We start from the raw sequence: 23,287 nt of genomic DNA on the forward strand, positions 1-23,287 counted from the left end.
CAGCTTACTAAACCTACCCTCCTTCAATAATATCTTTTTATAACTAAAATCCTTTGCTTTCCTGTCTCGTCAGCATTGGTACTATCACATATTTTAAAGAGTCCGTTAAGTTATTCTTCCTATAATTGTTCACCTGCTGCAGTACCACTATCTAAATATTCCAGCCGGCTATTAAATTATTACTTCTATAACTATTCACTCTTATTTATGAAATAATATTCTGTCTGATGTTTCTTTACACATCTTCAGAAATTCTGTTATATGTGGTATTATTTTCCAATATATCTGCAAATGTGAAATCTAAACTTTATCCAGATTCTTACTTCTCCGATTCATTTTTTCATTCTATTTTTCTGGATGTTTTATTTATTATGGTAAAGGTCTCTTTCTTCACAGGAACCTTCATTTGCCATACCACTGATATATTGATTTGTAAATGACGATATACTGTCCATTGGACCCTTGCCTCCTTGCTCTGTATTTTTAACCTAATCGAACATCCTTTGTTCTTTTAGATAAATATCCTTTTGAGATGTTTCCTTAAATAATCTTGTATCTCTTTTGGATTGATTACATAATAGCACAGGATCTTTTATTTGTCAATTTATTTTTTGTTTTTTATTAAAATAAATTTATAATTGTATTATTTATATAAAATTTTCAGATTATTTAATCAATTTATTGTATTTATCTTCCTTTTTATCAACTATATTTAGGTGCTTCCTAAAATTCATTCTGACAATTCTGAAAAAATATATTTATACTTCTAATTGAATCTGTACTGTATATATATTATTTTCTTCAGACTGGTACAGCTGCCCCCTATGAAGCTGCACCATCTTCTCTGTACTTTTCAGCCCGATTCTGTTGCTTTCTATTTCTGCATGCTCTGCTTTCACCGTATTGATTAAAAATACTTCCATTTTTCCGCTTTTTATCTGACACCGGACAATAACAGGATTTTTCTTTTCTCCATATTTCAGTATATTAGAAAACAGATTGCTGAAAATACGTTTTAACATAATTTCATCTCCCAATAAGGAGCCCTCTGTTCTTATGATTTCCCTTTCTACTTTAAAGCCTGCCAGTGTTATAAAATCACAATTTTCATTCAGTAAGTTATAAATCACGTTATAGGAAAGAGGTATCAGCTCCGGGCTCTCTGTCTCTTCAAATACCAGCGCATATTCAAACATCCGATCGGTCATTTCCTTTATATCCTTTGTCTTTTGCAGGCACCGGTTTATATATTCTTCTGCCATATCCGGACTGTATCTTTTTAACTTCAATACTTCCAGATAGCCTTGAAGAATTGTAAGAGGTGTTCTCAAGTCATGGGACATCGCCGTAATCAAATCCTGATTTGCCTTTCTGCTCGCCGCCTCTTTCTGTATGTTGTCGTCCAATGCCGTACGAAGACCATTTAGCTCCTCAGCCAGAACGCCGATTTCATCATTGCCGCATTTAGGCACAGGATGCGACAAGTCTCCAGACGCCATAAGCAAAACCTCTCTTTTTATTGTAAGTATACGTTTTATCAATCGATTTGCAAAAATAAATATACCTGCAATAAAAATAAGCACGCACAGACAAATGCTTACGGTGATATAAGGATACACATACTGTGTCCTGTAATAACATGCATATGCCACCTCATAGGTACCATTTTGAAATTCTACCGGAGTATACGCATGGATTTCTCCCAGTATGTCTGTTCCATTCGCTAAAATCGAACGATAGACCAGTTTATTTAACACAGGAGCCCCTCTGCCAATCCGAAACAATCCGTCATCCTCTCCATAAATAGACACAGAAGTATATGTATCACATACCGAATCAAAAAAAGGCTGCATTTCTTTATACGCATCTTCTGTTACATCTACTTCCTTATCCGGTACAGTATACTTTAACGCCTCCTGTGCCACTTTGTCCAAAAATGCCTTTTCGTCCCATTTTTGTATGATTCCGTATTCTTCCATAAATTCGCACACTTTGTCCTGATTTTTCCAAAGATATTGGTATAAAAGCAAGCTGCATGCGGCCATAAATAAAACAATGCCGATTAGCTTCAGCCGGATTTTTATTTTAACCACACCGGTACCCCCTTCCCCATATTGTACGGATAAGCTGTGGGTTTTTAGGATCTTCCTCCAGTTTTCTGCGCAAATTTCTGATATGGACCATAACGGTATTATTTGCCCCATAATAATATGGTTCATTCCAGACATTTTCGTACAGACTCTGCGCCGAAAAAACTGTGCCTTGCCTTTTCACCATCAAAACCAGCATTTCATATTCTGTATCTGTCAGTTCTATTCTGGCGCCGTTTTTATACACACTGCGGGATTCCATATGAATTTCTATATCGCGGCAGCGGATAGCTTCTGTTTCTTTTTTTCCTTCCTCTTTTCCTCTGTAAACCTGATAACGCCGTATCAAAGCCTTCGCTCTGCTTATCAGCTCATTGTAAGAAAAGGGTTTCACCAGATAGTCGTCCCCTCCGCTTGAAAATCCCAATGTTTTATCTCCCTCCTGCGTTTTGGCACTTAAAAACAAGATAGGAGTGTTACTTATTTTTCTTATTTCTACACACGTCTTATATCCGTTCATTCCCGGCATCATAATATCCAAAATAATTAAATCGTAATTTTCCTCTGAAAGAAGCTCAAGCGCTGTATGTCCATCCTTCGCCCCTTCTACCGTATATCCTTCTCCTCCCAGCAGTATCTGAATAATTTCCCGTATTTCAGGATTGTCATCTACAATCAGTATTCTTGCATCTCTCGTCTGCATATCTACATTACCCCGCTTTTTATACAGGCCCGGTCATGTGCCCTTTTCGCCCTGTATCTTAATCCTCTTCTCAATTATACACTTTTTTAAGAGAACTGTATTTTATCTTAAGAATTCTTTAGATTTACTTTCGGCATATTTTAAGAATCTCTCTTTAAGATATTACCTGTAAATACTGAAAAGGAGATTGCATTTTGAAAAAGAATCTGATTTATCTTACATCCTTATGTTTTATTTTTGCCGCCGTCACACTTTTATGCCTGCCTGACGGCTGTATATTTGGTTCCAATACAGACTGGTTAAGCCAGCATGTCTCTCTGGCCGAGACGATCCGCAATGCCTGTGTGGAACAAAAAACATTGCTTCCGGTATCACTAAATCTGGGCGGAGGAAGTAATGCTTATCTTTTCTCCTATTATGGCTTTCTAAGACCTGATATACTGATTGGCTGCCTGTTTCAGGATATTCCCATGCGTTTTCTTCTTATCGGTTATATTTTAGTTTCCTGCCTTTTCGCAATGCTGTTGTTTTTCTGGTGGATACAAGGAGAAACGAAAGACCGTTTCTTATCATGGTGTGCTTCTGTGCTTTTCCTGACTGCCGCCTGTTTTTTTCATGCTCACAGACAGATTATGTTCATAAACTACCTGCCTTTCCTTCTGCTTGCTCTTTTGTGCATACAAAAGAAAAAAATTCGCTTTCTTCCTCTCTGCCTGTTTTTGATTTATCTGCACAGCTTTTATTTTTCTGTTTCCTGTATGGTTGTTATCGCATGGTACTGGTATCAGAAAGAAATATATGAAATCCGAAAAAACGGATTTTTCCGTTCCTTATTTTTTAAATCCTTGTCAGGCTCTATCGTATTAGCCAGCGCTATGGCTGCTGCCCTTCTGCTTCCTACTGCGCTCGTTCTTCTGGAACACAGACGTTCTCTTAGCGCTGCGCCGCTTCTGGAAATCCTTGCTCCAGACTTTACTATGAGTGGACTTTTATACAGCCCCTATGGAATGGGACTGACGATACTTTCCCTTTACGCGCTTCTGACAGGGCTTACTCAAAAGGTATTTTTTAAAAACAGTGTTCTCTATCTGGCTGTTTCCTGTTGGTGTTTTATCCCCTATTTGCTAAATCTGACACTATACCCGCGAACGAAAATACTCATTCCTTTTGTCCCTCTTATTCTTTTGCACACAGTACAGATTTTGCAAAATCTTATAACAGAACAAAAGAAAACAGACACGTCACGGCTTACATTTTTGTTTCCCTTTCCGCTTTTCATCATAATTGCCTGTTTTTCCTGGCAAAAGGAACGCTTTTCTTTCGTTCTTTTGGATATAGGTTTTTTGTTTGTTTTTCTTTTTACAGTGGCCTTTGCCCGTCAAAAGCTGGCAAAATACAGCCTGCTGCTTCTTCTTGTAATGCCCTGTCTCTTATTCATACAGACCGCACGTACGGATAATTTTGTTAAAAAGGGACAAACAGACGAAGCCTTTTCTGTACAAAAGACAAATGAACTTAAGTTTTCTCCCTTATACCGATTTGACACGCTTACCGAGCCGCTTACAAATTGTAACCAGCTTCCCAATGTCCGGCAGCCTAAAAGCACAATGTATTCTTCTGTTACAAATCAGAAATATCTGCATGTGTACTACGATATTTTGCAGACTCCTGTTCAGATTAATAATAAAACTGCCCTTTTAAGCACAGACAATCCTTTTCTTCTGCATTTGCTCGGCATACGTTATATAGAAGCTACGAAAGACACTGTACCGGCAGGCTATAAAATACTACAAACATCTGGAGAACATGTAATCGCAGAAAATGAAGAAGTCCTTCCGATTGGTTATTTTACAGATAACTGCATCAGCCAGGAACAGTTTCAAGCTTTCAGTCAAGCAGAACAATTAGAAGCTATAACAAAATTTACTGTAATAGATACTCCTCCAGAAAAAGAAAATATCCAGAAACAGGACGTCACCTTCCAGCGAAGATCTTTTACCCCCTTATGGGACAGCCTTACCCTGCCCGATTCTTTGCGGTTGAAAAAAACTGAAAATGGTATCCTTGTACGGGCTTCTTCTGAAAGTACGCTATCGCTTTCTCTTCTCAATCCGGCGCCCGACCAAATTCTTTTGCTTGAATTTCAGGTGGTAAATAAGGGAAGCCATGCCGTTGTCATTGACATCAATCAGATACGGAATAAACTTTCAGGAGCCTCAGCGCCGTATCCTAACGGCAACGATACGTTTCATTATCAGCTTTCACCGAATAAAGCAGATACATTAGAAATCACCTTTTCGAAAGGTACTTACCTTTTAAAAAATATACAGTGGAGTACGCTTCCCAAGACCATTTTTTCGCAGAAAACGTTTCTTCCTCTTAAACTATACAGCAAAGAGCTCCCGGCAGATACCAATCGTCTGTTTGAAGCTGATACACTCCTGTCCGGAACGATTGAGACAGATACAGACGGGTACTTTGCGACCTCTATTCCTCTGCAAAACGGTCTTAAGATACTTGTAGACGGGCAGAGCGTACCTCTTCTAACCGTCAATGAAGCCTTTGCAGGCACAGAGCTTTCAAAAGGCACCCATACCGTTCAGGTTTTGTTTTATCCGCCCGGCAGGACGGCCGGCTGTCTGCTCAGTATCACCGCCCTTATTTTTTATCTGTTTTTATTTATAAGATGGAACATGCAAGAAAGGAATACATTATGAAGCATAGAAAAGAATTTATCACCTATCTGTTAAGCGGAAGTTTGACAACCGCGGTCAATTATACTTTATACCTCCTCCTACTGGTATTCACACCTGCTTATCTTATAGCAAACAGCCTCTCTTGGATTGGCGCTGTCCTTACCGCATATTTGCTAAACCGGAAATGGGTCTTTCATTCCAGAAATAACCCGAGACGCCAGTTTTTGTCCTTTGTCGCTTTGCGCTTTCTTACATTGCTTGTAGAAAATACGCTTCTGTGGTTTTCTGTCCAGAAGCTCTTTCTGCCGCCTTTGCCGGCAAAGATCTGTGTCAGCGTAATCACTGTACTGGCAAACTATTTTTTATGCAAGTATGGCATTTTTAAAAAGGAGGAAATTTGTCATGGATAAAATAAGTGTAATTGTTCCTTGTTTTAATGAAGAAAAAGTACTTCCCGCTTTTTATCGGGAAACTGTCAAAGCAATAGAACCTATTTCCGGCGCTGCCTTTGAGTTCATCTTCGTAAATGACGGCAGCAGCGATCATACGCAAGAGATTCTCCAAACTCTCGTCTATAAGGACAACCGATGTAAATTCATCTCTTTTTCACGCAATTTCGGAAAAGAAGCCGCTATGTACGCCGGATTAAAAAATGCGTCTGGAAACTACTGCGTCTTTATGGATGCAGATCTTCAGCATCCCCCTGCTCTTTTAGCAGAAATGTATCGCGTGTTAAAAACAGAAGGGTATGACTGCTGTGCAGGCTTTAGAGAGGATCGGACAGGAGAAGGCCATCTGCGCAATGCTTTGTCCCGCTGCTTTTATAAAATCATAAATAAACTCTGTGACTTGAATATGGCAGACGGAGCCGGAGATTACCGCATGATGAACCGTATGGTCGCCGACTCTATACTGGAGTTCAAGGAATATAACCGATATATGAAAGGCATCTTCTCCTTTGTAGGATTTGATACAAAATGGATTCCATTCCGCAATGTGGAACGCGCGGCAGGCGAGACAAAATGGAATTTTGGCAGCCTTTTTCAATATGCCGTAAACGGAATTCTTTCCTTTTCTTCTGCTCCAGCCACTCTTGCCGGAACCACAGGCGGCTTACTGCTCCTTTTTACTTTTTTGACTGCCCTGCTTCTTCTCCTTACCGGTCATGGATTAAACGGTACAGGGTTAATTGTCTGTCTTATCCTGTTTCTAAATGCAGTCCAACTGTTGTTCCTGTCCATACTGGGGCAGTATATCTCCAAAGATTATATGGAAAGTAAAAAGAGACCTATATACATAATAAAAAAGACGGAAGGGTTCTAGGAGTCTACATTACTGTATGCCATCATGGAACGGGAGGCCCTTAGGAACTAATACTCTGACAAATGAACAGCGGCCTGAAAATCAGACCGCTGTATATACCCCCTCCATTTATTTGTAATGTAAATTGGGGGCTGAAATTTTTCTTACTCTGTCAATTATTTTAGGAAATCTTACTCTTTCTTTTTCCTTCTTATTTCAAGCAGTACGGCCAGAAGCAATACCGACGCCAAGAGAATGGAACTCCACAACGTAAGATTCGTATTGTCTCCCGTTGTCGGGCTGTCTGTTCCCTGTGCTTTACCAGGTACAGACGGTTTTGATGAGTTAATATTTCCTTTATCCGGAACGTCATCCGTCATACTTGTATTTTTTTCATATGTCCATATTCCTGTAAATTTTACGCCTTCCGCTGAAACTTTGCTGTCCGCGTCCCATTTCTGGAATGTCCATACGCCATCTTCTGTTTTCACTTCTTTTGAAGTAACCTCCGGCGCTGTAATCGCGACACCTTCTGTATATTCCCGGTCGGCTTTCGGCGCCGAATCCTTAATACTCTGCGGCAGTTCTTTTCCCTTTGTTCCACTGATGAATTCATAAGCAGGTGCATAGGACTTCTGCCACATTACTTCAATAGGGCCAAACTGCTTAGAAGGTACGTCAAACAGGATACCTGTCTCTGTCTTTCTTAAATTATTGACAGTATGCGCGTTCGTCTTATCAATTTCATCATCCAGATCACTGTCTGTCATATCGATCGTGTAATCCCGCGTCAACCCTTCATACCATGTGACAGTAATTGTATCCTCTTTATCGACTCCCTCTGGATATGGATAGTAGACCGTTACGTCATTTTGTCTGGTTCCTACCCATATATTTCCGTCTGTCATATCCACAAGGTCAATATACTTAAAATCCTTGTGGAGCGTACCGTCTAAGTCAAACGTATCTTTATCAATGGCGTCCAGACTCTTTTCATGCAGCTTTTCTACACGCGCCGGCTGGCCCAGTACATTTTCCAGAAGGTTATCCCACAGCAGACCAATCTTCGCATTTTTTCCCACCGGCATATCCGGATCTCCATTTTTTAAGAAGGTTGTTCCCTCTTTTACATGGGCATGCGGTTCTTCGGGATCGCATGCATCTGTATGTGTGCCGGTCACAGCGTCAAATACACCGTCAAGAGCGCTTCCTTCGGACAAAGCCGCCTGCCCTGTCATACTGCGGAAAGAAGAGGCTTGTATATCCTGAGGAGATTCATGGTTATATACATTCTTAAATGTATCTGTAGAAAGCGTGTCTGCATTTTCGTTATCTGTAACGTCTCTTACATTGACAGTTCCTGCCTGTACACCATCTTCGGAAAGACAAAGCACATATTTGTCATCTATAATAACATCTTTTCCTTTCAGCTCCGCTAATGGATAGACATGCAGTGCATATACACCAACGGTCGCTGAATTTTCTACTTTTTTCCCGTCTTTATCCACATAGTTCCATGCAAAGGGAAGTCCCTTTTTACTAACGTCCCATTCGTTTCCATCAACGGTTACTGTATGTCCGTTCATCTGGGCTGCCCATGTAGGTTCAGGAAGCGCGTCTCCTGTTGTTGTGCTGTTGTTGCTTCCCAATCCCCCTTCATAAGCCGTCAAATTTTTTGCGATAACTTCCTGGTATTCATAAAACTTCCATGTACCAATAAACTTTTGGTTGGCTTTGATACTGTCTACCTCTTTCGGAGACCACCCCTTAAAGAACCAGATTCCTTTCTGATCCTCCGCCTCAATCCGGGTCTCGTCCGGCTCTGGCGGAGTTACCTTTTCTCCATGATTTTTTGGTTCAGGCACCGGCAGCAGAGCTGTGATTTCCTTAGGCAGTCCTTTATCTGAAGCCGATTTGAATTCATAGCTGACGATATATTGGTAAGGCGCAAAGCTCCATGTACCTGTGACAATAATATCCTCTGTCTCAACTTCTACTTCGTCATAATCCCATCCGTCAAAGGTCCAGACACCGTCCTCCGCAGAAATCTCTTCTTCGTCTAACACAGGCATAGAAACTTTATCGCCCTTGACATGGGTTTCTTCCGGAGGAAGCTGACTTGTAACAGAAGCTGGGAGGTCTTTATTCTCTTCTGTCTCGAATACATAGGTTACTTTATATGTATTTGATACATATTCCCATGTTCCCGTAAATATAACATCTGCTGTTACATTCTGGACTTCCTGTGGATCCCATCCTTTAAATACCCATTTTCCGTCGTCATCTTTCACTTCTTTAAAGCTGCTCTTAGAAGGCTTTGCAGTCTTTCCATGTGTTACCTTGTCTGTTTCTGCAGCCGGTTTCTGATCGGTTACGCCCTTTGGCAGCTGTTTGCTGCTGTCCGACGCTACAAACTCATAGCTCACATCATATTGATTTACGGTAAATGTCCATGTCCCTGTGAAGATAACATATAGCTTCGAATCGCTGGAATCTTTTCCACTTTCTAAAGTATCGTCACTCACAACCTTTGAATCCGCATCATAACCAGTGAATTTCCATACACCCATGGGCGCATTAGACGCATTGTTCTTTGGCCCTATAATTTCTTTCTCTTCCGGCAAAATAGCTGATACCGACGCTCCCATAGCATACATTTTTTCATCAAGCGGAAGTTGGTCGGTTACCGCGTCTGGCAGGCTAGCGCCTCTTGTTCCACATTTAAATTCATACAAAACGCCGTAAGCTCCCTTTTCAGCTATCTGCCACATATTATTCTGTTCTTCATCATAAGTGCTCTTTATCTGATACCCACTCGTTTCTGCCTCCTGTGCATAAACAGGAGTTACACCGGCAATACTTACCGCAACCATGAAAAATGCCAGCAGCATCGCCAGGCTCCTCTTGATTTTGCTCATTTTTTACTCCTTTCCCTTATGGTGATAAATGGAATCTTAAGACGCAAAAAAGCATAGAAATCTCATGTATACACACATGAAATAACTATGCTTCTTTTCCGTAGTTTTCTTTAATTGTACGCAAAAAAGGGCAGACGTTACCTTACTGTCTGTCTGTCTGTCTGTCTGTCTGTCTGTCTGTCTGTCTGTCTGTCTGTCTGTCTGTCTGTCTGTCTGTCTGTCTGTCTGTCTGTCTGTCTGTCTGTCTGTCTGTCTGTCTGTCTGTCTGTCTGTCTGTCTGTCTGTCTGTCTGTCTGTCTGTCTGTCTGTCTGTCTGTCTGTCTGTCACCAGCGTGCCAGCTTCTAAACATGACTGTCAACCCCTTTTTTTCATATTTCCACTCATTAAGATTCCATGAGTATTATATAGGATTAAAAGAATAAAGTAAATATTTATTTTTACTTACTTCTGATAGTTTTCCCCTTTTTCATAGGCATAAATATCTATATATAAATTTAACGAAGCAACAAGCAGTGCGAAAAGAACAGGCAAACTCTGTGTCATGCTTGCATGTAAACAGAAGTTTGTCTGCTTCTTTTCATTTGGCGACTGCCGATAGCGAAATTGAGCTGGCACTGCGGAAATTGACGAAATGATTCGCGCAAGAGGGAGTGTATTGCAACGTTCGTCAGGGCTTCGCCGAAATTCCTCACTTTTGCAACACACTCCCTCTTGCGCTTACACTTTCGCTAGCTTAAGTTTATAATTTCAGACAGAAAAGAACCGACTTCACGCTGCTATATATTCCAATCGGAAGTAAACAAATTTTTCTGGTTGGGAATTCGTGGCAGCGTGAAGTCAATTTCTTTTAAAGTAAATTTAACTAACAAAGTGCCTTCCGAATGGCGGGGAAAAACTTCTGACTGGAAGTGACAGCAAAAACACTGTGTCAGATAAGCAGGGCATTGACAAGGAGCGTTCCGAATACAGTTCGCCTGGTTCTTAGTACAGGGCATCTGCGTGTTCCAATGGACACACAGATGCTTTGTACTTAGAACCACTCGAACGGATGAGGTAAAGCGGGTCTTGCCCTGTGTTCTGATACAGTGTTTTTGCGTACCTTCTATTAAAATTTTTCTAACAGACAAGGAATGCATTTTGTCAGCTTCCGCAGTGCCAGCTCAATTTCGCATACGCTTCATTTCGCTATCGGCGGTCGCCGAATGAAAAAAAACAGACAAACTTCTGCTTACATGCAAGCATGACACAGAGTCTTCCTATTCTTTTCGCACTGCTTGTTGCTTCGTTAAATTTATATTTTATACCATACTTGTGTTTCATATGGTTGTAATTTCCATATGTTATTTTCTGGTTTTCTTATGTTTTTATAGTTACTTAAAATGCACTGAAAGTCTTTTAACTCTGTCTTATATTTCCACTCGCAGTCTCTTCCGTAAAAGTTAGCCACGACAAGCATCTCCTGCTCCTCATAAGTCCTCTTATATGCAAATATGCAAGGATGGCTGATGTCCAATGGTTCTATAGAGCCATAAGCAATAATATCTAATTCTTTTCTTAGAGCAACTAATTTTTTGTAGTAACAGAAAATAGAATCTTCCTCTTCCATCTGCTGTGCGGCGTTTATATGTGTATAATTCGGATTTACAGATATCCATGGCTGTGTTTTCTCACTTCCAGTAAAACCTGCATGTGCAGATGTATCCCATTGCATAGGCGTGCGGCTGTTGTCGCGGGAATGTATCTGCAATATGCGGTAAGCATCTGATTTTGTCAATCCTTTCTCCTGTAAAATGCGAAAATGATTCAGGCTTTCCACATCCCGATACTGAGAAATATCTGTGAACCCCGCATTTGTCATCCCTATTTCTTCTCCTTGATAAATATACGGCGTACCACGCATAAGATGTATCATTGTCGCAAGCATTTTTGCAGATTCTTTCCAGTATTTTCCTTCATCTCCAAAGCGTGAAACGACTCTGGGCTGATCATGGTTACACCAAAACAGTGCATTCCAGGCATGGTGTGCCTCCATTTTTGTCTGCCATTCAAAAAGGATATGCTTTAACTTTCTAAAATCTGCCGGTACCAGTACCCATTTTTCGTTTCCCATGAAATCTACCTTTAAATGGTGAAAACTAAATACCATAGATAATTCGCCGGTCTTTTCTCCCGCATAATCATAACAGTTTTCAATAGAAGTACTGGACATTTCGCCGACGGTTACAATCTCCGCGTCTGTGCCGAATGTCATATCGTGCAGTTCTTTTAGATATTTGTGAATATTAGGGCCGTCTGTATAATATTTTCTTCCGTCCCCCAAAGTGTCATCTTCAAATGCTCCTTTGCTGATTAAATTTATTACGTCAAAACGAAAGCCCTTTACTCCTTTATCCATCCAGAATTTTACAATTTTCTGTATCTCTCTGCGCACATTTTCGTTGTCCCAGTTTAAGTCTGCCTGTGTTACGTCAAACAAATGCAGATAATATTCATCAAATTTTTCCAAGTATTCCCATGCACTGCCACCGAATTTGCTTTCCCAGTTCGTAGGAGGCTCTCCGTTTTCCTTACCTTTCCGGAAAAAGAAGAAATCTTTATAGTATGGATCTCCTTCCATTGCTTTTTGAAACCATTCATGTCTGGTTGACACATGATTAAAAACCATGTCGAACATAAGCTTAATATTGCGTTTATCCGCTTCTTCTATCAATTCCTCCACATCTTGCATCGTTCCATATCTAGAATCAATCTGATAATAATCTTCCACATCATATCCATTATCATTTTGAGGAGATACAAAAAACGGAGTCATCCATATATAATCCACGCCTAGTTCTTTTATATAGTCTAATTTTGATATAATGCCTCTTAAGTCCCCTACTCCATCCTGATTGCTGTCACAGAAAGATTTGGGATAAATCTGATAAACTGTACTTTTTCTGAAATCTGTTTTCATGGACATTGTCAATTCCTTTCTCTCTATAGATTATAGGACGTCCGTTCCCTATTTATAAGAAATGATTGTTGTTTTCCCTGCTGTCGCTTCTATACCGGTATGCATATTTACCTCTGAAGCCTTTCCCTGGGCAGTTACAATTAACATCGTCGTGCAGGGATGCCCCGCTTCCTTGATTTTTTCTGGTTCGAATTCTATAAGAGCGTCACCCTGTTTTACATGATCTCCCTCTTTTACAAGAAGTTTAAAACCTTCTCCATTCATATCTACTGTATCTACACCTACATGTATCAGCAGCTCCATTCCATTGGTCAGTGTCAGTCCACATGCATGCCCCGTCTCAGCCATAACTACACTGACTTCTGCATCTGCAGGCGCCGTTACGACCGTATTCTCTGGTTCAAATGCAATACCGTCTCCCATAATTTTTTGTGAGAAAACATCATCCGGTACTTCTTCAATTGGTATTACCTTTCCACTTAATATAGCTTTTAGCTCTCCGTCAGAAACTGTATTTTCCTCATTTCCTGCTGCACCCTCATTGTGAATGCCTTCTGTTATAGAAATTCCTTTTGATTCTTCTCCCACAGTTTTTTCTATGTCATTTGAATCCGCTGTATTTCCATATTTATCCGCATCAGACAACCTGATTTTTCCTACAATGAATGTTAAAATAAAAGGAATCACGATCGCCGCTGCCATTGCCAAAAGGAAAATTAGATAATATTGCGGTTTAATAGAAAGGATTCCCGGCAGACCTCCTACACCAATACTCAAAGCCTCTACACCGAATCCTACTGAAATCATTGCCGCAACCGCCGAGCCAATCATGCCGCATACAAGCGGAAATCCGTATTTTAAATTGACACCAAACAATGCCGGTTCTGTTACTCCCAGATAACAGGAAATACACGCTGGAACATTGACCTGCTGTGCACGTTCATTCTTTTTCTGTATAAAGCTCATTGCTAATACACTGGAGCCTTGTGCAATATTGGAGAGGGCAATCATAGGCCACAAAATGGTACTTTTAGCCGGAGAAGCAAGAAGCTGGGAATCAATGGCATTTGTCATATGATGAAGTCCTGTCATAACAACCGGTGCATATAATAATCCAAAAATTCCAGCAAATACAAAACGGAAGTCAGATGTCAGGCCGGCATACACAACGTCTCCGATTGCGTTTCCAATCGTCCAGCCGATTGGCCCAACTACCATATGTGCAATAAATACCGCAGGAACCAGTGAGCAGAATGGAACAACAATCATACTGATAACCGCAGGGCAGATTTTTCGGAAGAATTTTTCCAGATAAACAAGCACAAATCCTGCCAGCATAGCTGCGATAACCTGTCCCTGGTACCCAATCATCTGTACCTTAGCAAACCCGAAATCCCAAACAGGTATATCCTTTGCAGGAGTAGACGCTACATCGAATCCATTTAAAAGCTGAGATGATATCAGCGTCAGTCCAAGTATAATACCAAGAATCTGTGTTGTCCCCATTTTCTTTGTAATCGACCATACAATTCCTACAGGAAGCAGCCAGAATACAGCTTCACCAATAAGCCAGAGAAAGGAGTCCACGCCTGCCCAAAACTGAGAAATATCAATCAATGTCTTCGTTCCGTTATCAAAAAAATAAATTCCATCAATAATATTTCTAAATCCAAGAACAAGACCACCGCAAATTAATGCGGGAATAATCGGCGCAAATATTTCACCCAGGTTACTCATCATTTTCTGGATCACATTCTGGTTTCCTTTTGCCGCTTGTTTTGCCGCTTCTTTACTAACCCCTTCTATGCCGGCGTAAGCGGTAAATTCGTTATAAAATATAGATACATCATTCCCGATAATTACCTGATATTGTCCTGCCTGTGTAAATGTTCCTTTTACGCTGGGCAGTTCTTCAATCGCTTTTTCATCCGCTTTTTGGGGATCTGCCAAAACAAAACGCATTCTCGTCATGCAGTGGGAAACTGCCTGGATATTCTCTTTTCCTCCGACAAGTGTCAATAAACGTCTTACATCGTTTTCATATTTTCCCATCGTATCCGCCTTCCTTTCTCCTTCTCCTCTTATATCCTTTCGGTTCCAACTTGTTTGAACAACTTTAATATATCACACTTGTTTAAACATGTCAATATAATATTATGTATTTTACTTGCAAATTAAAATAAAAGTTTATATAATATTCTCTAGATGTTTAAACAAGAAGAGGTAATAAAAATGCCTAAAGCTAAATATGATTATATTTACAAAGATTTAAAAGAAAAAATTGAAACAGAAGTATACCTTTACCAAGAACTCCTCCCTTCAGAAAATACCTTAGTAAAAGAGTATGATTGTTCAAGAAATACCGTAAGGAGAGCCCTTTTTGAATTAACTTCAGACGGGTATGTGCAGCCAATGCACGGGAAAGGAGTTCGCAATATTTTTCAGCCAATTGAGCAGACTGCTTTTACAGTCGGAGGAATTGAATCGTTCCAGGAATCAGCAGAGCGTAACGGCCAGACGCCTTCCACAAAGGTCTTACAGTTTTCAGAGGTGACAGCAGACTATAAAATTGCAAAAAAAACCGGATTTCCACAGGGAGCTGTTTTATATTATATCCAGCGTCTACGGTATTTAAACGGTGAGCCGCTTATTCTGGATCACAATTATTTTCTAAAAGAAATGACAGATGGGTTGACAGAAGAAATTGCAGGACATTCTATTTATGATTTTCTGGAAAACACTAAGAATCTTACTATCTCCACAAGTAAGAGAACTCTGACCGTTGAGAAAGTAACACAGATTGATGAAACTTATTTAAAGTTAAAAGATTATAATTGCATGGCGGTTATATCAAATCAGACATTCGATGATAACGGAATACAGTTCGAATATACCCAATCCCGACACCGCCCCGATTACTTTCGTTTCCAGGATATAGCAACAAGAAAAAAATTATAAATTTAACGAAGCAACAAGCAGTGCGAAAAGAACAGAGGGGCCCTGCGTCATGCTTGCATGTAAGCAGGGGACTTTCGGTTTCTTTTCATTCGGCGACTGCCGATAGCAAAATGGAGCGTATGCGGAATTGAGCTGGCACTGCGGACGCTAACAAAAATAGTTCGCGCAAGAGGGCGTGTATTGCAACGTTCGTCAGCGCTTCGCCAAAATTCCTCACTTTTGCAAAACACGCCCTCTTGCGCTTACACTTTCGCCAGCTTAAGTTTATATTTCCAGGCGGAAGAAATCGGCTTCACACTGTTATATATTCCAATCGGAAGCAAACAAATTTTTCTGATTGGGAACTCATGGCAGCGTGAAGCCGATTTTTTTATGAAATTTAACTGCCAAGGTATCTTCCGAATGGAGGAGTAAAAACTTCTGGATGGAAGTGACAGCAAAAACACTGTGTCAGATAAACAGGGCATTGACAAGAACCACTCGAACGGATGAGGTAAAGCGGGTCCTGCCCTGTGTTCTAATACAGTGTTTTGCGTATCTTCTGTTAAAGCTTTTCTTTCAGACGAGGAAGGTATTCTTGTCAGTTAATTTTATATTTCTTCTATTAATTTTTGAATAGTTTCTATATCTTCTTCCAGCATTTCTGCTATCTCTTCTGCTGAATATCCTTTTTGTATTTTCTTTTCTACTTGTTTCTGCAGTTTTTGTATACCGCCTTGTTCTAAACCTTCTCTTAAACCGGAAGCATGTCCCTCTGAAAGTCCTGCAGTACGCCCCTCTTTTAGCCCCTCAGCAAGGCCTTCCTTACGCCCTTCTTCACGTGCTTTTTCCTGCTCTAATATCTTTTCTTCCCATGCCTGCATGTACTTCACTCCAATCTTTTCACTGGATTTGATGGCGTGGATCCGTTTCTGGATATTATGTATCCTTTCACTGGTACAAGAGGCACTTACCTCCTCTGTGGTATGCTCCATATACCTTAACAGCTCTATCAGTTCTTGTGGTACTCCTTCTGTGTGCTGTCCGTGAGTATTTAAAAATATCCGAACAGCGCCGTCCTGTAATGACAATCCAGGAACTTCCTTACACTGCATCTGGAAGGTATATCGGTATAACCCATAGCCGAACAGATCAAAGGGACAGATAAGAATAATGTAGACGGGATTCAGTCTTTGAAACCCCACTTCTCCTGGCTTTAAGAGGTTGGAATCAATTAACGCCTGATAAAACCGGCTCCGCTTCGGCAGATTTCCTGTATCCTCTCTCTGCACCTCTGTGTTGTATATGCGCTCCTCTTCGTCCATTGCCCAGACATCCAGCCGGACATACCGATTCAGTGGATGGGTACGCTGCTCCTTTTCTGTCTGGGGCAGGAGCTTTAAGACAACCTCCCTTCCCAGAATAATTTCCAGCATGTCCCGCATCGTATCCGGGTCATCAGCAGCCTGTGAGAATAGAAAACGATCCAGCAGATTCAAATCCTTCAATGTTTTTTGTTTTTGTTCCATATTTACTTTTCCTCCTTTTATTATAGGGAAAAGCCTTACACTTTACAACACTTTCCCCTTAAGTCATGCAGCATTTACGGTAACTTGTATGGTGTTTTTCGTAGATTCGACGCCAGACATAAAAATATATAAATCACCGGTAACGCACATAATAGAATAGCTGCTATTTACAATAGTTTTTTTGCTTCATTGGGTAAAGATTCAGAATATCCAGACAGCTAACTGCCGGAAAACCGATTGTCCATCAGATGAACATAAATAGAATGATACATGTAAATTTTTAGAATATAGATTCCTTATATAAGAAATTAAGATACTTCCCTTTCCAAAAATGTAATAGAAAAGGTACTCTTACTTTAACACATCAGAAAACAAACTACAAGAAAAATAAATATAAATTTAATTGACAAAATGGTTCGCGCAAGAGGGCGTGTATTGCAACGTTCGTCAGGGCTTCGCCGGAATTCCTCACTTTTGCAACACACTCCCTCTTGCGCTTACACTTTCGCCAGCTTAAGTTTATAATTTCAGACAGAACAGAACCGGTTTCACGCAGCTACAGACTCCCAGTCAGAAGTTTTTCCTTCGTCTATAGGAAGGTAGCGCCCTAACTGAAATTCATAAAAAAGAGAACGGCTTCACGTTGTTATAGCCCTTCAATTAGAAGTATCTATACTACTTCTGATTGGAAATGCATAGCAGCGTGAAGCCGATTTTTTCCGTTACGAATTATAAACTTAAGCTGGCGAAAGTGTGAGTGTGAAAGAGATGCTTTGCGTGAGTGAGGAATTTCGGCGAAGCCCTGACGAACGATGCAAAGCATCTCTTTCACACGTCCCTTTTGTCACTTAAATTTATATTTAGCTAATTTCTGCTCCTGCGGGCATTTCTTTTTCTGGTGTCATCAGGGCAAGGTTACCGTTTTCATCCTCTGCGCACAAAAGCATTCCCTCAGACAGTACTCCCGCCAGCTTTGCAGGCTTTAAGTTTACAAGAACCATCACTTTCTTTCCAACCATCTCTTCTGGAGTATAGTATGCTTTGATTCCTGAAACAATTTGTTTTACCTGGCCGCCGATCTTCACCTGGGAGCAGAGCAGCTTTTTGGATTTCTTTACTTCTTCGCAGGCGATAATCTCTCCTACCTGGAACTGCATTGCTCCAAACTGTTCAAATGTAATTTCAGGTTTCGCCTCTATATCAATAACTTTTCCTTCTTCTTTCTCTTCTACAGGAGGATGTAATTCTTCTACTTTTTTCAGAACCTCCTCTATGTCCAGTCTCTGGAAAAGAATTTCTGGTTTTTGTGTCACATTCCCATTTCCAAGCTGTTCTAAAATCTTCTTGCTAGTAGACGGCATATATGGTTCAAGAAGCTTTGCTCCTTCTGAAATACTCTGAATCAGATTCCACAGCACTGTTTCCAAGCGTTCTTTTTTTGCCTCGTCCTTTGCCAAAACCCAGGGCATCGTCTCATCTATATATTTATTGCAGCGTTTAAACAGATTAAATATTTCTGTAATCGCATCTGCGACTCTCAACTCATCCATTTTTGCTGCCACCAGCTTTGGCGCCTCTTCTACCACGTGTTTTAAATCTGCGTCTACTTCTTCTGAAACCTCTTTATCCTGTACAGTGCCATTGAAATATTTATTTGTCATAGATACGGTACGGTTTACCAGGTTCCCCAGCGTATTCGCCAGATCCGAATTCATGCGTTCCACCATCAGTTCCCAGGAAATGATCCCGTCATTTTCAAACGGCATCTCATGGAGCACAAAATAACGCACTGCATCCACGCCGAAGAAATCTACCAGTTCATCTGCATACAGTACATTTCCTTTGGATTTGCTCATCTTTCCGTCTCCCTGCAAAAGCCACGGATGTCCAAATACCTGTTTAGGAAGCGGCAGACCCAGTGCCATCAAAAAAATCGGCCAATAAATCGTATGGAAACGAATAATGTCTTTTCCGATCAAATGTAAATCAGCCGGCCACAATTTCTGGAACTGCTCTGTACTTTCTCCGTCACATTCATATCCAATCCCTGTGATATAGTTTGTCAAAGCATCCAGCCAGACATACACTACATGCTTCGCATCAAAGTCAACCGGAATCCCCCATTTAAAGGAAGTCCTGGACACACATAGATCCTGGAGTCCCGGCAGAAGAAAGTTATTCATCATTTCATTTTTCCTGGATACAGGCTGTATAAACTCTGGATGTGTATGGATATGCTCAATCAGCTTGTCTGCATATTTACTCATTTTAAAGAAGTATGCCTCTTCTTTTGCAGGCTGCACTTCTCTTCCGCAGTCCGGACATTTTCCGTCTACCAGCTGAGACTCAGTAAAAAAAGATTCACAGGGAGTACAGTACATTCCCTCATAATGTCCTTTATAAATATCTCCTTGCTCGTACAGCTTTTTGAATATTTTCTGCACCTGTTTTTCGTGGTCTTTATCGGTTGTACGTATAAATTTATCATAAGAGGTATCCATCAGATCCCATATTCTCTTAATTTCTGCTGAAACGTCATCGACAAATTCTTTCGGTGTGACATTCGCCTCTTCTGCTTTCATTTCAATCTTCTGTCCATGCTCATCTGTTCCCGTCTGGAAGAACACGTCATACCCCTGGCTTCTCTTATAACGCGCAATCGCATCTGCAAGTACAATCTCATACGTGTTCCCGATATGGGGTTTTCCGGATGTATACGCAATTGCCGTAGTAATATAGTATTTCGGTTTTTCACACATTTTTCTCTCTCCTTTTCTTTTTTTATAAATCTGTGCCTACAAAGTACTGCATAAGCTCATAGAGATTGCTCTCTTTTTGTACGTGCATCCCCTCAAAGGTTTATTATATAGGGAATGAAAGCTTCCTAATACAAGAACAAAGTGGACAAGCCCGCTTCAACTCCCCTGCCCCTCACTTTTGACGGGTTTGTACACTTTACGCACCGCCGCAATACCGCAAAGCGGTAAAATTTCCTTATTGCGGCGTGCGCATACTGCCCGAAGGGTTTTTATATCATAGGTCAGTCCGAAGGACTTTCCTATGATATAAAAACCCGCCTTCTCTTAAAAAGAAGACGGGCTGCTGCCGTGGTACCACTTCTCGTTTGCTCCTGCCTCGCGGCAGAAAACCTCTATAAGTGCAGAACACTTGCCGCTATAATGGGCGGGCCCATCGCACACTCACACAGGATGCTGTTTTCCTTTTCGCGCTCTTACGCTTTTCCTGTTCCTGGCTCATATGCGCTGCTCAAAAGCCATCTTCCATCTTTCTTCCTTCATCCCTTCTCACCAGCCAGGACTCTCTGTAAAATTCCAAAAAATGTACTCTCTTTATCATTGCCTTTTCTTTTATAATAACAAAAATCTAACACACTGGACTTTCCTTTGTCAAGCCCTGCCACTTGGATTATGTAAATTGTAGCAGTTAGCCGGAAGACCTCGCCGTTGCTATTTATAACCTTTCTTTAAAATCCGTATATTCAAAGGAGCGTATCATCTCAAATCTGCCGTTTTCTCTCTCCAGAATAATATCCGGAAGCTTCATTCCATTAAATGTATTATTTTTCACCATCGTATAAATCGCCATATCCTGAAATTCCAGCCTGTCTTTACATTTCAAAGGCTGTGCAAAACAATACTCTCCTATGATGTCACCAGCAAGACAGGTAGGCCCTGCCAACCGGTATATATAAGGTTTGCTTTTTCTCTCTTTGTCTATCTTGGGATCTCCGGAACCTTTTAGCGGAGGACGGTATGGCATTTCCAGTACGTCTGGCATATGACATGCCGCCGACGTATCTAAAATAGCTATAGACATTTCATTTTCCACAATCTCCAACACTTCTGTCAGCAAAATTCCTGCATTGAGCGCTATTGCCTCTCCCGGCTCCAGATATACTTCCACCTGATATTTGTTCTGTACATACCGGATGCAGTCTTTCAGCAGTTCTTTGTCATATCCTTCCCTTGTGATATGGTGCCCGCCCCCAAAGTTGATCCATTTCATTTGCTGCAAATAGGGTGCAAATTTTTCTTCCACCGCATCCAAAGTTGTTTTCAAGGCATCTGAATTCTGTTCGCACAATGTATGGAAGTGCAGCCCCTCCACACCCTCTAAGATTTCCGGCGTTATCTGTTCTATTAAAGTTCCAAGCCGAGAGCCTGGCGCGCAAGGGTCATAAATCGCATGTCCCTCCTGCGTGGAACACTGCGGATTAATCCTTAAGCCTATACTTTTTCCTGCATCGATCGCTTGTTGTTTAAATTTTTTAAGCTGTCCCGGCGAATTAAACACAAGATGGTCGCAGTATCCTAAGATCTCTTCCATCTCGTCTTCCCTGTATGCAGGTGAAAAGATATGGTTTTCCTTCCCCATCTCTTCAAAGCCTAATTTTGCCTCATATAATCCACTTGCCGTCGTTCCGTCGATATATCTTCCGATAAGGGGGTACAGCGAATACATGGAAAACGCCTTCTGTGCCAATAAAATCTTACAGCCCGTCTCCTCGCGGATTTCTCTTAACTGCTCTAAATTATCTTTGATTTTTTTCTCCTGGATAATATAGCAGGGAGTACAAAGCTGTTCCTTTTTTAATTCTTCCTTTTTCATATGTCTCTTCTCCAGAATCTTGTGCAGCCATGTATATTCTTAACTGAAATACATGGATACTATCTTAATATATAAGACGCCCATTTCAATTCCTGTCTTACTCCACTAATTCTGGATTTTCACTGATTTTCCATGGAAGTCCCCATTTGTTCAATGCGTCCATGAACGGATCCGGATCAAATTCTTCCATATTGTAGACGCCCGCCTTCTTCCACTGCCCTGTCATCACCATCATAGCGCCGATCATTGCCGGAACTCCTGTTGTGTATGCCACTGCCTGGGAGCCTACCTCTTTGTAACACTCCTGATGGTCACATGTATTATAAATATATAACGTTTTTTCTTTCCCATCTTTTTTCCCGATAAAAATGCAGCCTATGTTTGTCTTTCCTTTTGTGCGCGGCCCTAAAGAAGAAGGATCTGGAAGTACTGCCTTCAAGAACTGAAGCGGCACGATCTCCTGTCCATTGTACATAATCGGTTCAATTGAAGTCATTCCCACATCTTCCAGACAACGCAGATGGTTTAAGTAGCTTTCGCCAAATGTCATAAAGAAACGGATTCTTTTAATTCCCGGAATATTTAATGCCAACGATTCTATTTCCTCATGGTGGAGCAGATACATGTCCTTCTCACCTATTTCCGGAAAATTATATACTCTTTTTATTTCCATTGGTTTTGTCTCTACCCATTCGCCGTTCTCCCAATAGGAACCATTTGCAGATACTTCACGGATATTGATTTCCGGATTAAAGTTTGTCGCAAAAGGATAGCCATGATCACCGGCATTACAGTCTAAAATATCAATATAGTTAATTTCGTCAAAATAATGTTTCAGCGCATATGCTGAAAAAACGCTTGTCACTCCGGGATCAAAGCCGCTTCCAAGCAGTGCCGTAAGTCCCGCCTGCTCAAATCGCTCCCGATAATCCCACTGCCATTTATATTCAAACTTTGCCGTATCCTCCGGCTCATAATTCGCCGTATCGATATAGTGCACCCCTGCCTCCAGACATGCGTCCATAATCGTCAAGTCCTGATATGGCAAGGCAAGGTTTAAAACAACCTCCGGCTTTTCTTTCTTTATTAATTCTGTCAGCTCCTGCACATTATCTGCATCCACCTGTGCCGTTGTTATATTCGTCTTTGTCGTTTTCTGTAATTTTTCTTTCAGCGCATCGCATTTAGATACTGTTCTGCTTGCAATACAGAGTTCTGTAAATACCTCGCTGTTCTGGCAGATTTTATGTATCGCAACACTTGCCACACCGCCACAGCCAATTACCATAACTTTTCCCATTTTCTTTTCTCCTCTCTGTTTCTTCTATATTTTCTATAAAGATTCGGGTGTAAAAAGGTAGCTTTTGCAAATGCTTCCGGCAATTTTCACAAAAAGATAACTTGCCAGACGACTTTGTGCGCGATGGAGATGAAACTCCAAAATCACGGAAGCCTTTGCTGACGTGATTTTCGTATTAAGAGGTTCAGCGGAATACTCCGCGCACCGGAGTCTAAAAAGTTACTTT

Annotated in this window: 14 protein-coding genes; 4 read left to right on the plus strand and 10 right to left on the minus strand. The window is 40.9% G+C overall.

From position 1 onward, the window contains the following. Positions 1 to 758 precede the first annotated feature (758 nt). Complete coding sequence (locus ACZ5C4_RS17335; RefSeq protein ID WP_464522076.1) at positions 759 to 2,093, minus strand: sensor histidine kinase; 1,335 nt, start codon at positions 2,091 to 2,093, stop codon at positions 759 to 761. Next, positions 2,086 to 2,793 (minus strand): response regulator transcription factor, encoded by a 708-nt coding sequence (locus ACZ5C4_RS17340; protein WP_464522077.1) that lies wholly within the window; start codon positions 2,791 to 2,793, stop codon positions 2,086 to 2,088. The genes ACZ5C4_RS17335 and ACZ5C4_RS17340 overlap by 8 nt, the downstream gene beginning before the upstream one ends. A 194-nt stretch (positions 2,794 to 2,987) precedes the next feature. Here ACZ5C4_RS17340 and ACZ5C4_RS17345 point away from each other — a divergent pair, with 194 nt between their 5' ends. Genes ACZ5C4_RS17345 through ACZ5C4_RS17355 form a run of 3 tightly spaced genes read left to right on the plus strand, consistent with a single transcriptional unit; the run spans position 2,988 to position 6,812 of the window. After that, positions 2,988 to 5,510, plus strand: a complete 2,523-nt coding sequence (locus tag ACZ5C4_RS17345; RefSeq protein ID WP_464522078.1) for a YfhO family protein — start codon at positions 2,988 to 2,990, stop codon at positions 5,508 to 5,510. Continuing rightward, positions 5,507 to 5,899, plus strand: coding sequence for a GtrA family protein (locus ACZ5C4_RS17350; protein WP_464522079.1), 393 nt, complete (start codon positions 5,507 to 5,509; stop codon positions 5,897 to 5,899). The genes ACZ5C4_RS17345 and ACZ5C4_RS17350 overlap by 4 nt, the downstream gene beginning before the upstream one ends. Then, positions 5,892 to 6,812 (plus strand): glycosyltransferase family 2 protein, encoded by a 921-nt coding sequence (locus tag ACZ5C4_RS17355; protein ID WP_464522080.1) that lies wholly within the window; start codon positions 5,892 to 5,894, stop codon positions 6,810 to 6,812. Before ACZ5C4_RS17350 ends, ACZ5C4_RS17355 begins: the two co-directional genes overlap by 8 nt. Before the next feature lie 170 nt (positions 6,813 to 6,982). On the opposite strand, the gene ACZ5C4_RS17360 is transcribed toward ACZ5C4_RS17355, so the two are convergent. The 4 genes from ACZ5C4_RS17360 to treP all read right to left on the minus strand — a co-directional run bounded on the left by ACZ5C4_RS17360 (position 6,983) and on the right by treP (position 14,718). Continuing rightward, positions 6,983 to 9,709: an SHIRT domain-containing protein gene (locus ACZ5C4_RS17360; RefSeq protein WP_464522081.1), complete on the minus strand. Its 2,727-nt coding sequence runs from the start codon at positions 9,707 to 9,709 to the stop codon at positions 6,983 to 6,985. A gap of 137 nt (positions 9,710 to 9,846) precedes the next feature. Continuing rightward, positions 9,847 to 10,059 carry a hypothetical protein gene (locus tag ACZ5C4_RS17365; protein WP_464522082.1) on the minus strand — a complete coding sequence of 71 codons (213 nt, stop codon included), beginning with the start codon at positions 10,057 to 10,059 and terminating at the stop codon, positions 9,847 to 9,849. Between the two features lie 942 nt (positions 10,060 to 11,001). Next, a complete protein-coding gene (treC, locus tag ACZ5C4_RS17370; protein WP_464522083.1) occupies positions 11,002 to 12,672 on the minus strand; it encodes an alpha,alpha-phosphotrehalase in 1,671 nt (556 codons plus the stop codon). Between the two features lie 42 nt (positions 12,673 to 12,714). Next, on the minus strand, positions 12,715 to 14,718 hold the full coding sequence (treP, locus tag ACZ5C4_RS17375; RefSeq protein ID WP_464522084.1) for a PTS system trehalose-specific EIIBC component: 2,004 nt from the start codon (positions 14,716 to 14,718) through the stop codon (positions 12,715 to 12,717). Positions 14,719 to 14,898: 180 nt separating this feature from the next. Between treP and treR the strand changes: the two genes are divergently transcribed. Continuing rightward, complete coding sequence (gene treR, locus ACZ5C4_RS17380) at positions 14,899 to 15,624, plus strand: trehalose operon repressor (RefSeq protein ID WP_464522085.1); 726 nt, start codon at positions 14,899 to 14,901, stop codon at positions 15,622 to 15,624. Positions 15,625 to 16,214: 590 nt separating this feature from the next. On the opposite strand, the gene ACZ5C4_RS17385 is transcribed toward treR, so the two are convergent. The 4 genes from ACZ5C4_RS17385 to ACZ5C4_RS17400 all read right to left on the minus strand — a co-directional run bounded on the left by ACZ5C4_RS17385 (position 16,215) and on the right by ACZ5C4_RS17400 (position 23,061). After that, positions 16,215 to 17,132, minus strand: a complete 918-nt coding sequence (locus ACZ5C4_RS17385; RefSeq protein WP_464522086.1) for an Rpn family recombination-promoting nuclease/putative transposase — start codon at positions 17,130 to 17,132, stop codon at positions 16,215 to 16,217. 860 nt (positions 17,133 to 17,992) lie between these two features. Further along, positions 17,993 to 19,921: a methionine--tRNA ligase gene (gene metG, locus ACZ5C4_RS17390; protein ID WP_464522368.1), complete on the minus strand. Its 1,929-nt coding sequence runs from the start codon at positions 19,919 to 19,921 to the stop codon at positions 17,993 to 17,995. Positions 19,922 to 20,603: 682 nt separating this feature from the next. Further along, the gene (nspC, locus tag ACZ5C4_RS17395) at positions 20,604 to 21,761 is read right to left on the minus strand and encodes a carboxynorspermidine decarboxylase (protein WP_464522087.1); all 1,158 of its coding nucleotides are present in this window, start codon (positions 21,759 to 21,761) and stop codon (positions 20,604 to 20,606) included. Between the two features lie 97 nt (positions 21,762 to 21,858). Beyond that, complete coding sequence (locus ACZ5C4_RS17400; protein WP_464522088.1) at positions 21,859 to 23,061, minus strand: saccharopine dehydrogenase family protein; 1,203 nt, start codon at positions 23,059 to 23,061, stop codon at positions 21,859 to 21,861. Between the last annotated feature and the right edge of the window lie 226 nt (positions 23,062 to 23,287).

Source organism: Mediterraneibacter flintii (assembly GCF_055387595.1).

Coding starts and splice junctions, on each gene's coding strand:
- ACZ5C4_RS17340 (WP_464522077.1), bottom strand. CDS start 2,793: ATGCAGACGAGAGATGCAAGAATACTGATTGTAGATGACAATCCTGAA.
- ACZ5C4_RS17350 (WP_464522079.1), top strand. CDS start 5,507: ATGAAGCATAGAAAAGAATTTATCACCTATCTGTTAAGCGGAAGTTTG.
- ACZ5C4_RS17355 (WP_464522080.1), top strand. CDS start 5,892: ATGGATAAAATAAGTGTAATTGTTCCTTGTTTTAATGAAGAAAAAGTA.
- ACZ5C4_RS17360 (WP_464522081.1), bottom strand. CDS start 9,709: ATGAGCAAAATCAAGAGGAGCCTGGCGATGCTGCTGGCATTTTTCATG.
- ACZ5C4_RS17365 (WP_464522082.1), bottom strand. CDS start 10,059: ATGTTTAGAAGCTGGCACGCTGGTGACAGACAGACAGACAGACAGACA.
- treC (WP_464522083.1), bottom strand. CDS start 12,672: ATGTCCATGAAAACAGATTTCAGAAAAAGTACAGTTTATCAGATTTAT.
- treP (WP_464522084.1), bottom strand. CDS start 14,718: ATGGGAAAATATGAAAACGATGTAAGACGTTTATTGACACTTGTCGGA.
- treR (WP_464522085.1), top strand. CDS start 14,899: ATGCCTAAAGCTAAATATGATTATATTTACAAAGATTTAAAAGAAAAA.
- ACZ5C4_RS17385 (WP_464522086.1), bottom strand. CDS start 17,132: ATGGAACAAAAACAAAAAACATTGAAGGATTTGAATCTGCTGGATCGT.
- nspC (WP_464522087.1), bottom strand. CDS start 21,761: ATGAAAAAGGAAGAATTAAAAAAGGAACAGCTTTGTACTCCCTGCTAT.
- ACZ5C4_RS17400 (WP_464522088.1), bottom strand. CDS start 23,061: ATGGGAAAAGTTATGGTAATTGGCTGTGGCGGTGTGGCAAGTGTTGCG.